An 11,509-nucleotide genomic window follows, 5' to 3' on the forward strand; every position below is an offset into this window, starting at 1 on the left:
GAGCCCGCCGACTTCACCGTCGTCGAGGGCACCCCGGCCCGGCCCCCGGCGGCCACCTTCGCCGAACTCGACCTGCCCAAGGCGATCCTCAGCGCGCTCACCCGCGAGGGCGTCACCGAGCCGTTCCCGATCCAGGCCGCCACGCTGCCCGACTCGATCGCCGGGCGCGACGTGCTCGGCCGTGGCCGCACCGGCTCCGGCAAGACCCTCGCCTTCGGCCTGCCGCTGCTCGCCCGCACCGCGGGGAGCCGCGCCGTCGCCCGGCACCCGCTGGCCCTCGTCCTGGTGCCCACCCGTGAGCTCGCCCAGCAGGTCACCGAGGCGCTCACCCCCTACGCCACCGCCGTCAACCTGCGGATCACCACCGTCGTCGGCGGCATGGGCATCAGCCGGCAGGCCAACGCCGTGCGCCGCGGCACCGAGGTCCTGGTCGCCACCCCCGGCCGGCTCGACGACCTGATCGGGCGCGGCGACGTCAGCCTCTCCGACGTCGCGATCACCGTCCTGGACGAGGCCGACCAGATGGCCGACATGGGCTTCCTGCCGCAGGTCAGCAAGCTGCTGGAGCAGGTCGCCCCGGACGGGCAGCGGATGCTGTTCTCCGCCACCCTGGACCGCAACGTCGACCGGCTGGTCAAGCGCTTCCTGAACGACCCGGTGACCCACTCCGTCGACCCCTCGGCCGGCGCGGTCACCACCATGGACCACCACGTCCTCCAGCTGGAGCCCGCCGACAAGGCCTCCGCCACCGCCCACATCGCCTCCCGCGACGGGCGCGTGATCATGTTCGTGCACACCAAGCACGGCGCCGACCGGCTCGCCAAGCAGCTGCGCGCCAACGGCGTCATGGCCGCCGCCCTGCACGGCGGCAAGTCCCAGCCGCAGCGCAACCGCGTCCTCGACCAGTTCCGCGACGGCGAGGTCACCGCGCTGATCGCCACCAACGTCGCCGCCCGCGGCATCCACATCGACGGCCTCGACCTGGTCGTCAACGTCGACCCGCCGGTCGACCACAAGGACTACCTGCACCGCGGCGGCCGCACCGCCCGGGCCGGCGAGTCCGGCACGGTCGTCACCCTCGTGCTGCCCGAGCAGCGCCGCGAGGTCAACCGGCTGATGACGGTCGCCGGCATCCGCCCCACCGTCACCAAGATCCGCCCCGGCGACGCCGACCTGGCCCGGATCACCGGCGCCCGCACCCCCAGCGGCGTCCCCGTCGTGCCGGTCGTCGCGGCCGCGCCGACCGCCGTCGCGGACAAGCCCGCCGAGGCCAAGGCCGGCACCCCGCGCCGCCGCCCCGGCAAGCGCTCCGGACTGCCCACCGACGTCGACATGAACGGCAACCCGCGCCGCCCGCGCCCCAAGCAGCGCCTCAGCGCCGCAGGCGCCCAGGGCGAGCGCCCCCAGGCCGCCGGTTTCATCGGCCGCTCCTCGGGCCGCGCCCGGCCCGGCAGCGGCACCAAGTCCGGCGCCAACTACGGCACCGGCCGCCAGCGCCGCAAGTTCGACTGACCCGTTCCAGCAGCAGCCCGACGGCGCGCACGGCCCCTGCCGTGCGCGCCGTCGGCGCTTCCGCGCGCCGTCACCCGCTCGGGTGGCAGCGGCTGGCTCCGTGAGCGGGGCCGGTGGCACGCTGCCGCCGCGGGGGCGCAGTGGTGACGGGCGAAGGGGCGCGGATGGCCGGCGGCGGTGTGGAACTCGAAGCGATCGCCGAGTACTACGAGACCCACGAACTGACCGAGGACGAGATCATGGGTGCCGAGCCCGGCGAGCCGGTGGCGGCGGAGTCGGTGATGATCGCCACCTCGCTGCGGCTGCCCAAGCCGGTGATGGACGAGGTGCGGCGACGGGCGCGGGAGCGGGGGCTGACACCGACCGCCATCATGCGGGAGTGGATCGAGGCCGCCGTCGCCGTCCCGGACGAGGTCGTGCCGCTGAGCGTGGTCGTCGCGGCAGCTGCGCGGTACCAGCAGCAGGAGCGCGCGGCCCGTGTCGACCAGCACTTCCGGCGGGCGCGGCACTGGGAGGCGCTTGAGGCCGCCGAGCACCTGCACCGGGCGGAGAAGACGCCTCGGTGAGCCGTCCGACGGCTCAGGCGGCGAGGCTCGGGGCGGCCGTACGGGCCTCGTCGTAGCGCTCCAGCAGCAGGGCCGCCAGTTCCGGGGCCGGGCCGAGGACGTCGGCCAGCACGTCCGCGCCGCCCGCCGCCTCCGCGATGCGGTCCGGCAGCAGGCCCGGGGCCAGCAGGTAGGGGGCGACGGCCGTCCGTTCGACGCCCACCGCCCGCAGGGCGGCGAGGGCGTCCGGGACGCGCGGACCGGCGGCGGAGGCGTAGGCCACCTCGACGGCCGCCCAGCCTCGGGTGCGGCGCCACTCGGCGGCCACCGCGCGGGTCGCCGCGTCGGCGGCCGGATCGGAGGAGCCCGCCGCCGCCAGCACCACGCCCGTACGGGCCCGGACGGCGGCCGAGGCCACGTCCAGCCCGGCCTCGGCCAGGCGCCGGTCGAGGGCGGCCAGCAGCAGTGGCGAGGGGCCCAGGACGTCGGCGACGGGCAGGGCGGAGCCGGCCGTGCGCAGGGCGGCCGGGATGTCGTGCTTGGCGTGGAAGGCCCGGTTCAGCAGCAGCGGCACCGCCACGGCCTCCGCGTCGGCCAGCCGCCCGACCACCTGCGGGATCCTCGGCGCGCAGTGGTCCAGGTACGCGGTGGCCACCTCCAGGGCGGGCCGCAGCGCCCGCACCTCCCGCACCAGCGCGGCCACCGTCGCCGCGTGGCGCGGGTCGCGGCTGCCGTGCGCGATCAGCAGGAGGGCGGGCGTCATCGGTGCCTCACTTGGTGGCGGCCAGCAGGCCGCGGTTGCGCAGCACCCGGCGCTCGACCGGGGTGAAGACCAGCAGTTCGATGGCGATGCCGACGAACAGGATGAGGATGATGCCGAGCAGCACCCCGGACATGTCGGAGAACTCGCGCTGGTCCTCCAGGAACCGGCCCAGGCCCCTCCCGAGGTCGGGGGAGGAGGCGACGAGTTCGGCGGCCATCAGCGAGCGCCAGGAGAACGCCCAGCCCTGCTTGAGCCCGGCCAGGTAGCCGGGCAGCGCGGCGGGGATCAGCACGTGGCGGGCGCCGGTGAGGCCGGTGGCGCCGATGGTGCGCCCGGCGCGCAGGAACAGCGGCGGCACCTGGTCGATGCCGGCCACCAGCCCGTTGGCGATGGAGGGGACGGCGCCCAGCAGGATCACCGCGTACATCATCGAGTCGTTGATGCCTAGCCAGATGACGGCGGCGGGCACCCAGGCGACGGAGGGCAGCGACTGGAGGCCCTGGAGGACGGGCCCGATGGCGGTGCGCACGGGCTTGACGCGGGCGACCACCAGGCCGATCGGGGTGCCGATGACGACGGCCAGCAGGAAGCCGGACAGGCCGCGCCAGACGCTGGTCCAGATGATCGAGAACAGTGTGCCCTGGTACCAGAGGTCCTGCGCGGAGCGCCACACGTCCGCCGGGCTGGGCAGCTTGTACGAGGAGGTGACGTGCAGGCTGTACGCGCCCTGCCACAGCGCGAGCACCACCAGCACGCCGATCAGCGGCGGCAGCGCCTTGGTCCGCAGCACCTCGCCGAGTGAACTGCGCTGCGCGGTGACCGAGTCGAGGGCGTCCAGGCCGGCGCCGACGGAGGCGGTGTCGCCGGTGTCGCCGGTGTCGTCGGAGGGCTTGGTGAGCGTGGTGTCAGTGCTGGCCATGGCGGCGGATCTCCCCACGCAGTTCTTCGGTGATCTCGATGGACAGGTCGGCCACGCCGGCGGACTCGATGCGGCGCGGCTGCGGCAGGTCGATCCGCCACTCGCGGGCGACCCGGCCGGGCCGGGAGGAGAGCAGGACGACGCGTTGTGCCAGGCGTACGGCCTCGCGCACGTTGTGGGTGACGAAGAGGACGGACAGCTTCCGTTCGGCCCAGATCCGGGTGATCTCGTCGTGCAGCACGTCGCGGGTGATGGCGTCGAGCGCCGCGAACGGCTCGTCCATCAGCAGCACCTTGCTGCCCTGGGCGAGCGCGCGCGCCATCGCGACGCGCTGGCGCATGCCGCCGGACAGCTCGTGCACCCGCTTGCCGTACGCGCCGCCGAGGCGGACGAGTTCGAGGAGGCGCTCGGCCTCGGCGCGGCGCTCGGGGCGGGGTGTGCCGGCGAGCTTGAGGGCGAGTTCGATGTTCTTGCCGGCGGTGAGCCAGGGGAACAGCGCGTGCTCCTGGAACATCAGGGCGGGGCGGCCGCCGGTCACCTCGATCGTGCCGCGGGTGGGCTGGTCGAGGTCGGCGACCAGGTTGAGCAGCGTGGACTTGCCGCAGCCCGAGGCGCCGAGCAGGGTGACGAACTCGCCGGGCGCGACGTCGAGGGTGATGTCGTCCAGCACGTGGGTCTGGGCGCCCGGGCGGCCGAAGGACTTGTGCACGTGCGAGATCCGGACGGCGGGTGCGCCGCCGGGGGCGTCGGCGCCGGGCGCGTCCGCCGAGGTGGTCAGTGCCGGGGTCATCCGGGCGCCTCCTGCGTGAGTGGTCTGCGAGGGCTGCGAGTTCGGGCCGTGGTCCGGGCCCCGTCCGCCCCGGTGGGCATCGATCGGGGATCGACCGGGCGGGCGGGGGCCGGACCGCGGAACTGGAGGGGCCGGGGCGCTACTTGACGCCGAGCCCGGCGTCCGCGACGGCGGCCTGGCCCTTCGCGGCGAGGACCTTGTTCAGCGGGGCGAGGTCGTAGATGCCGTCCAGGTTCGGCTTCTTGAGGAGCCCGGCGGTCACGGCGTGGTCGGCCTCGGCCTGCAGGGTGTTCGCCAGCGGGTCGTCCAGGAAGTCGATGTCGGCCCAGGCCGGGTCGAGGATGGCCGGCTCCAGCGCGTTGCCGGCCTCCTTCTTGATCGCCTCGTTGGCGTCGGCCTTGGCCTTGTCCGGGTTCGCCTTGATGAAGGCGTTGGTGTTCACCGAGCCGCGCAGCACGGCCTCCACCACGTCCGGGTGCTCCTTGAGGAACTTCTGGGAGACGATGATGTTGGTGATCACGAACTTCTTGTCGGGCCAGACGTCCTTCTCGTTGAGCAGGACCTTCGCGCCGAGGGTGACCAGCTTGGAGGCGGTCGGCTCGGGCACCCAGGCGCCGTCTATCGAGCCCTGCTTGTACGCGTCCGGGGTGACCTTGTTGTCGGTGCGCACCACCGACACGTCGCCCGCGCCGGACGCCGCGTCCACCTTGTAGCCCTTGCCCGCAAGGTAGTTGAGCAGCGCCACGTCCTGGGTGTTGCCCAGCTGCGGGGTGGCGATCTTCTTGCCCTTGAGGTCGTCCAGGGAGGAGATCTTGTCCGGGTTGACCACCAGCTTGACCCCGCCGGAGGCCGAACCGCCGATGATCCGCAGCGACTTGCCGTCGGACTTGGTGTAGCCGTTGATCGCGGGGGAGGGGCCGATCCAGCCGATGTCGATGGAGCCGGCGTTGAGCGCCTCGATCTCGGCGGGGCCCGCGTTGAAGACCTGGGTCTTGACCTGGGTGGCGCCCAACTCCTTCTGGAAGATGCCCTCCTGGAGGCCGACCAGCGGGGTGCCGTGGGTCAGGTTGGCGAAGTAGCCGATCTTCACGGTGTCGGCGGACAGCTTGGCGCCGGAGGCCGAACCCGCCGACGTGGCGGCCGTGTTGGCCTTGTCGTCGGACTTCGAGCCGTAGCCGCAGGCCGACAGCAGCGCCACGGCGGTCAGTCCGGCGATGGCGGTGACGGCGTGGCGTCTGATCCGTCCGGCGTTGGGGCGGGAGAAGGTATGGGAGGGAGCGGCCAGGTTCGGTGCCATGGTGGGTCCTGTTCGCGGACGGGCCGTCAGGAGGCGGTCCCGGGTGGACGATCGGGAAGGTGGTGCACGCGGCAGCGGTGTGCCGGGGCAAGCCGGGCGGCCGTGGGGGAAGCCGCCCGGTGACAGGGCGTTCTCAGCCCTGTCGGCCCACACATCGGGTCAGGCCGCCCTGGCCGCTGCCGAGGACGCCGCTGCCGATGCGGCCGCCTTCCTTGTCCATGCCCGAGAACGCCTCGCTGGGCATCAGACCCAGTCCTCCTCTTCGGATGCGTCGGGTGCGTCGTTGGTGCGTACGGTCTCGAAGGCCTCGCCCGCCATGCCGGCGGTGAGGGTGGTGCCGTCGGCCGGGTCGATCAACAGGAACGATCCGGTGCGGCGGTTGTCGCCGTAGGCGTCGAGGGCCAGCGGCTCGGCGGTGCGCAGCACCACGTGGCCGATGTCGTTGACGTTCAACCCCTCGGGCGCGGGGCGTTGTTGGAGAGTGTCGATGTCGATCCGGTAGGAGATGTCCTTGACGAGCGCGCGGACGGTGCGGGTGGTGTGCTTGAGCAGCACCTTGTCGCCGGCGCGCAGCGGGCGCTCGTTGAGGTGGCTGACGGTGGCCTCGATGTCCTTGGTGGGGGCGGGGGCCGGGCCGGCGGCGATGAGGTCGCCGCGGGAGATGTCGAGGTCGTCGGCGAGGCGGACGGTCACGGACTGCGGGGCCCAGGCGAGGTCGCTCTCGCGGCCGAGCGCGTCGATCCCGGCGATGGTGGTGGTGTGGCCGGAGGGCAGGACGGTGACGGTGTCGCCGACGCGCAGCACGCCGGAGGCCAACTGGCCCGCGTAGCCGCGGTAGTCGGGGTGTTCCTCGGTCTGCGGGCGGATCACGTACTGGACGGGGAAGCGGGCCGGCTCGGCGCTGGGGTCGCTGCCGACCGGGACGGTCTCCAGGTGCTCCAGCAGGGTCGGGCCGCCGTACCAGTCCATGTGGGCGGAGGGTTCGACGACGTTGTCGCCGGCCAGGGCGGAGATCGGGACGGCGAGGACGTCCTGGACGCCGAGGGAGGCCGCGTAGGCGGTGAACTCGGCGGCGATGGCGGCGAAGACGGGCTCGGCGTAGTCGACGAGGTCCATCTTGTTGACGGCGAGGACGACGTGCGGCACGCGCAGCAGGGCGGCGACGGCGGCGTGGCGGCGGGTCTGCTCGACGACGCCGTTGCGGGCGTCGACCAGGACGACGGCGAGCTCCGCGGTGGAGGCGCCGGTGACCATGTTGCGGGTGTACTGCACGTGGCCGGGGGTGTCGGCGAGGATGAACCGGCGCCGGGGGGTGGCGAAGTAGCGGTAGGCGACGTCGATGGTGATGCCCTGCTCGCGTTCGGCCCGCAGGCCGTCGGTGAGCAGCGCAAGGTCGGGCGTCTCCTGGCCGCGGCCCAGGGAGACGCGCTCGACGGCCTCCAGCTGGTCGGCGAGCACGGACTTGGAGTCGTGCAGGAGACGGCCCACGAGGGTGGACTTGCCGTCGTCGACGGAGCCGGCGGTGGCGAAGCGCAGCAGCGAGGTGGCGGCGGCTTCCGGGGTGGTGCTGGTCATGGTTAGAAGTACCCCTCGCGCTTGCGGTCTTCCATCGCGGCCTCGGACAGCTTGTCGTCGGCGCGGGTGGCGCCGCGTTCGGTCAGCCGGGAGGCGGCGATCTCGGCGATCACGGCCTGGATGGTGGTGGCGTCGGAGTCGACGGCGCCGGTGCAGGACATGTCGCCGACGGTGCGGTAGCGGATGAGGCGCCGCTGGACGGGCTCGTTCTCCTTGGGGCCGCCCCACTCGCCGGCGGTCAGCCACATGCCGCCGCGGGCGAAGACGTCGCGCTCGTGGGCGTAGTAGATCTCGGGCAGTTCGATGCCCTCGCGCTCGATGTACTGCCACACGTCCAGCTCGGTCCAGTTGGACAGCGGGAAGACGCGCACGTGCTCGCCGACGGCGTGGCGGCCGTTGTAGAGCGACCACAGCTCGGGGCGCTGGCGGCGCGGGTCCCAGGCGCCGAACTCGTCGCGCAGGGAGAAGACGCGCTCCTTGGCGCGGGCCTTCTCCTCGTCGCGGCGGCCGCCGCCGAAGACGGCGTCGAAGCGGTTCGTCTCGATGGCGTCGAGCAGCGGGACGGTCTGCAGCGGGTTGCGGGTGCCGTCCGGGCGCTCGCGCAGCACGCCGCGGTCGATGAAGTCCTGGACGTGCGCGACGTGCAGGCGCAGGTTGTGCTGCGCGACGACGCGGTCGCGGTAGGCGATGACCTCGGGGAAGTTGTGCCCGGTGTCCACGTGCAGCAGCGAGAAGGGGACGGCGGCGGGCGCGAAGGCCTTGAGCGCCAGGTGCAGCATGACGATGGAGTCCTTGCCGCCGGAGAACAGGATCACCGGGCGCTCGAACTCCCCCGCGACCTCGCGGAAGATGTGCACCGACTCCGCCTCCAGCGCGTCCAGGTGGGACAGCGCGAAGGGATTGTCGTCGGTACGGACCGGGCTGTCGGTCAGGGTGGTCATGCCAGGCCCCTCTCGGTCAGGAAGGCGTGCAGCTCGGCGGCGGACTCGGCGACCGCGCGGCCCTGCGTCTGGAGACGCAGCTCCGGGCTCTCCGGAGCCTCGTACGGGTCGTCCACGCCGGTCAGGCCGGAGATCTCGCCGGCCGCCTGCTTGGCGTACAGGCCCTTGACGTCCCGCTCGGCGCACAGCTCGACCGGGGTCGCGACGTGGATCTCCAGGAACTCGGTGCCGGCCGCCGCGTGCCGCTCGCGCACCGCGGCGCGGGAGTCGGCGAACGGGGCGATCACCGGGGCGAGCACCTTGACGCCGTTGGCGGCGAGCTTCTCGGCGACGAAGCCGATCCGGGTCACGTTGGTGTGCCGGTCCTCGCGGGAGAAGCCGAGGCCCTTGGAGAGGAACTCGCGGATCTCGTCGCCGTCCAGGACCTCCACCTTGTGGCCCTCGGCGCGCAGCCGCTCGGCCAGCGCGAAGGCCAGCGTGGTCTTGCCGGCGCTCGGCAGCCCGGTCAGCCACACGGTGGCGCCGCGCTCGCAGGGGGCGGCCGCGCGGGCCGCCTCTGCGGCTCCGTCGGCGGCCAGGGTGTGAGCTGTCACGTCGTGTCTTCCTTACGGGGTTGTTGACGGTGGGTCAGGTGTGGGGGCGGGTCAGAGGTGGATGCCGCACTCGGTCTTGCCCGAGCCGGACCAGCGGCCGGAGCGGGCGTCCTCGCCCTCGCCGGGCTTGCGGGTGCAGGACAGCGGGGAGCAGCCGATCGAGGTGTAGCCCTCCCACAGCAGCGGGTTGAGCAGCACGCCGTTGGCGGCGACGTAGGCGTCCACGTCCTCCTGCGTCCACCGGGCGATCGGGGCGATCTTGACCTTGCGGCGGCGGGCGTCCCAGGCCACCACCGGGGTGTTCGCCCGGGACGGCGACTCGTCGCGGCGCAGCCCGGTGGCCCAGGCGTCGTAGCCGCCGAGGCCGCGGTTCAGCGGCTCGACCTTGCGCAGCGAGCAGCACAGGTCCGGGTCGCGGTCGTGCAGGTTCGGCCCGTACTCGGCGTCCTGCTCGGCCACGCTCTGGCGCGGCGTCAGGGTGATGACGTTGACCGGCATGGTCGCGGCCACCGCGTCGCGGGTGCCGATGGTCTCCGCGAAGTGGTAGCCGGTGTCCAGGAACACCACGTCCACGCCGGGGAACACGGAGGAGGCCAGGTGGGCGACCACCGCGTCCTCCATGGAGGAGGTGACGCAGAACCGCCCGCCGAAGGTGTCGGCGGCCCAGCGCAGGATCTCCTGCGCGGTGGCCTCCTCCAGCTCGCGCCCGGCCCGTACCGCGATCTCCTCGTAGTCAGTCGCGGTGCTGCTCATGAGACGTACCCCCGTGGTTGGTCGCGGACAGCAGGCCGAGGAACTTCAGCTGGAAGGCCCGGCGGCAGCCGTGGCATTCCCAGGCGCCGTGCCCGGCCTCGGACGGGCGCAGGTCCTCGTCGCCGCAGTACGGGCAGAAGAACGGCGCGGCTCGCTCGCTCACGAAAGCTGCTCCTCGGTGGCGCGGGCCGCCCACTGGGCGAAGCGCTCGCCCTCGGTGCGGTCGGCCTGGTAGCGGGTCAGCAGGCGCTCGACGTAGTCGGGCAGGCCCTCGCTGGTGACCTTGAGGCCGCGGACCTTGCGGCCGAAGCCGGCCTCCAGGCCGAGCGCGCCGCCCAGGTGCACCTGGTAGCCCTCGACCTGCTCGCCGTGCTCGTCGGTGACCAGCTGGCCCTTGAGACCGATGTCGGCGACCTGGATGCGGGCGCAGGCGTTGGGGCAGCCGTTGATGTTGATGGTCAGCGGCTCGGCGAAGTCCGGCAGGCGCTTCTCCAGCTCGTCGATGAGGGTGCGGCCGCGCTGCTTGGTCTCGACGATGGCGAGCTTGCAGTACTCGATGCCGGTGCAGGCCATGGTGCCGCGGCGGAACGGCGAGGGGGTGACCCGCAGGTCGAGCGCCTCCAGGCCGGCCACCACCGCGTCGACGTGCTCCTCGGCGACGTCGAGGATGAGCATCTTCTGCTCGGTGGTGGTGCGCACCCGGCCGCTGCCGTGGGCTTCGGCGAGGTCGGCGATCCGGCCGAGCAGCTTGCCGTCGACCCGGCCGACGCGCGGGGCGAAGCCGATGTAGTAGCGGCCGTCCTTCTGCCGGTGGACGCCGACGTGGTCGCGCCAGCGGGCGGCGGGCTCGGCGGGCGCGGGGCCGTCGATCAGCTCGAGCTTCAGGTACTCGTCCTCCAGCACCTGGCGGAACTTCTCCACGCCCCAGTCGGCGACCAGGAACTTCAGCCGGGCGCGGTTGCGCAGGCGCCGGTAGCCGTAGTCGCGGAAGATGCCGATGACGCCCCCGAAGACGTCCGGCACCTGCTCCAGCGGGACCCAGGCGCCCAGGCGCACACCGAGCTTGGGGTTGGTGGACAGCCCGCCGCCGACCCACAGGTCGAAGCCGGGGCCGTGCTCGGGGTGGACCACGCCGACGAAGGAGACGTCGTTGATCTCGTGCGCGACGTCCAGCAGCGGGGAGCCGGAGACCGCGCTCTTGAACTTGCGCGGCAGGTTGGAGAAGTCCGGGTTGCCGATGAAGCGGCGCTGGATCTCCTCGATGGCAGGGGTGCCGTCGATGATCTCGTCCTCGGCGATGCCGGCCACCGGGGAGCCGAGGATGACGCGCGGGGTGTCGCCGCAGGCCTCGGTGGTGGACAGGCCGACGGCCTCCAGCTTCCGCCAGATCGCGGGGACGTCCTCGATCCGGATCCAGTGGTACTGGATGTTCTGGCGGTCGGTCAGGTCGGCGGTGCCCCGGGCGTACTGCTCGGACACCTCGGCGATCGCGCGCAGCTGGGGGACCGTCAGCCGGCCGCCGTCGATCCGGACGCGGAGCATGAAGTACTCGGCGTCGAGCTCGTGCGGCTCCAGGATCGCGGTCTTGCCGCCGTCGATGCCCTCCTTGCGCTGGGTGTAGAGGCCCCACCAGCGCATCCGGCCGCGCAGGTCGGCGGGGTCGATCGAGTCGAAGCCCCGGTGCGCGTAGATCGTCTCAATACGTGTCCGTACGTTGAGACCGTCGTCGTCCTTCTTGAACTGCTCGTTGGCGTTCAGGGGGGTGAAGTGGCCCATGCCCCACTGGCCCTCGCCGCGGTGACGGGTCGCCTTGCGGGCCGC

The 11,509-nt window shown here is 72.9% G+C and carries 12 protein-coding genes; 2 read left to right on the plus strand and 10 right to left on the minus strand.

The genetic code is table 11. The features are described from left to right. Both J0670_RS16405 and J0670_RS16410 read left to right on the plus strand, forming a co-directional pair. Positions 1-1,512: DEAD/DEAH box helicase (locus J0670_RS16405; protein WP_243437108.1), on the plus strand; the 1,512-nt coding region annotated here is incomplete at its 5' end. Between the two features lie 164 nt (positions 1,513-1,676). Continuing rightward, positions 1,677-2,078 carry a hypothetical protein gene (locus tag J0670_RS16410; protein ID WP_207812324.1) on the plus strand — a complete coding sequence of 134 codons (402 nt, stop codon included), beginning with the start codon at positions 1,677-1,679 and terminating at the stop codon, positions 2,076-2,078. Between the two features lie 13 nt (positions 2,079-2,091). Here the strand turns inward: J0670_RS16410 and J0670_RS16415 are convergent, their stop codons facing one another. The 10 genes from J0670_RS16415 to J0670_RS16465 all read right to left on the minus strand — a co-directional run. Continuing rightward, positions 2,092-2,820, minus strand: a complete 729-nt coding sequence (locus J0670_RS16415; RefSeq protein ID WP_207812325.1) for a sirohydrochlorin chelatase — start codon at positions 2,818-2,820, stop codon at positions 2,092-2,094. A gap of 7 nt (positions 2,821-2,827) precedes the next feature. Next, a complete protein-coding gene (locus J0670_RS16420) occupies positions 2,828-3,739 on the minus strand; it encodes an ABC transporter permease (RefSeq protein WP_207812326.1) in 912 nt (303 codons plus the stop codon). Further along, positions 3,726-4,529, minus strand: a complete 804-nt coding sequence (locus J0670_RS16425) for an ABC transporter ATP-binding protein (RefSeq protein WP_207812327.1) — start codon at positions 4,527-4,529, stop codon at positions 3,726-3,728. The genes J0670_RS16420 and J0670_RS16425 overlap by 14 nt, the downstream gene beginning before the upstream one ends. Before the next feature lie 139 nt (positions 4,530-4,668). Continuing rightward, positions 4,669-5,826, minus strand: coding sequence for an aliphatic sulfonate ABC transporter substrate-binding protein (locus tag J0670_RS16430; RefSeq protein ID WP_207812328.1), 1,158 nt, complete (start codon positions 5,824-5,826; stop codon positions 4,669-4,671). Positions 5,827-6,069: 243 nt separating this feature from the next. Then, positions 6,070-7,401, minus strand: a complete 1,332-nt coding sequence (locus J0670_RS16440) for a sulfate adenylyltransferase subunit 1 (RefSeq protein ID WP_207812329.1) — start codon at positions 7,399-7,401, stop codon at positions 6,070-6,072. Positions 7,402-7,403: 2 nt separating this feature from the next. Beyond that, the gene (cysD, locus tag J0670_RS16445) at positions 7,404-8,342 is read right to left on the minus strand and encodes a sulfate adenylyltransferase subunit CysD (RefSeq protein WP_207812330.1); all 939 of its coding nucleotides are present in this window, start codon (positions 8,340-8,342) and stop codon (positions 7,404-7,406) included. After that, on the minus strand, positions 8,339-8,920 hold the full coding sequence (cysC, locus tag J0670_RS16450) for an adenylyl-sulfate kinase (protein WP_207812335.1): 582 nt from the start codon (positions 8,918-8,920) through the stop codon (positions 8,339-8,341). Before cysC ends, cysD begins: the two co-directional genes overlap by 4 nt. 66 nt (positions 8,921-8,986) lie before the next feature. Then, positions 8,987-9,688, minus strand: a complete 702-nt coding sequence (locus J0670_RS16455; RefSeq protein ID WP_207812331.1) for a phosphoadenylyl-sulfate reductase — start codon at positions 9,686-9,688, stop codon at positions 8,987-8,989. After that, a complete protein-coding gene (locus J0670_RS16460; protein WP_207812332.1) occupies positions 9,669-9,851 on the minus strand; it encodes a hypothetical protein in 183 nt (60 codons plus the stop codon). The genes J0670_RS16455 and J0670_RS16460 overlap by 20 nt, the downstream gene beginning before the upstream one ends. Beyond that, a partial coding sequence (locus tag J0670_RS16465; protein WP_207812333.1) for a nitrite/sulfite reductase occupies positions 9,848-11,509 on the minus strand: 1,662 nt, incomplete at its 5' end. The genes J0670_RS16465 and J0670_RS16460, both read right to left, overlap by 4 nt.

The organism is Streptomyces sp. FH025 (assembly GCF_017427025.1).
GTDB lineage: Bacteria > Actinomycetota > Actinomycetes > Streptomycetales > Streptomycetaceae > Kitasatospora.

Excerpts from the sequence above, each read along its gene's own strand:
- J0670_RS16410 (WP_207812324.1), top strand. The coding sequence starts at position 1,677 with ATGGCCGGCGGCGGTGTGGAACTCGAAGCGATCGCCGAGTACTACGAG.
- J0670_RS16415 (WP_207812325.1), bottom strand. The coding sequence starts at position 2,820 with ATGACGCCCGCCCTCCTGCTGATCGCGCACGGCAGCCGCGACCCGCGC.
- J0670_RS16420 (WP_207812326.1), bottom strand. The coding sequence starts at position 3,739 with ATGGCCAGCACTGACACCACGCTCACCAAGCCCTCCGACGACACCGGC.
- J0670_RS16425 (WP_207812327.1), bottom strand. The coding sequence starts at position 4,529 with ATGACCCCGGCACTGACCACCTCGGCGGACGCGCCCGGCGCCGACGCC.
- J0670_RS16430 (WP_207812328.1), bottom strand. The coding sequence starts at position 5,826 with ATGGCACCGAACCTGGCCGCTCCCTCCCATACCTTCTCCCGCCCCAAC.
- J0670_RS16440 (WP_207812329.1), bottom strand. The coding sequence starts at position 7,401 with ATGACCAGCACCACCCCGGAAGCCGCCGCCACCTCGCTGCTGCGCTTC.
- cysD (WP_207812330.1), bottom strand. The coding sequence starts at position 8,342 with ATGACCACCCTGACCGACAGCCCGGTCCGTACCGACGACAATCCCTTC.
- J0670_RS16455 (WP_207812331.1), bottom strand. The coding sequence starts at position 9,688 with ATGAGCAGCACCGCGACTGACTACGAGGAGATCGCGGTACGGGCCGGG.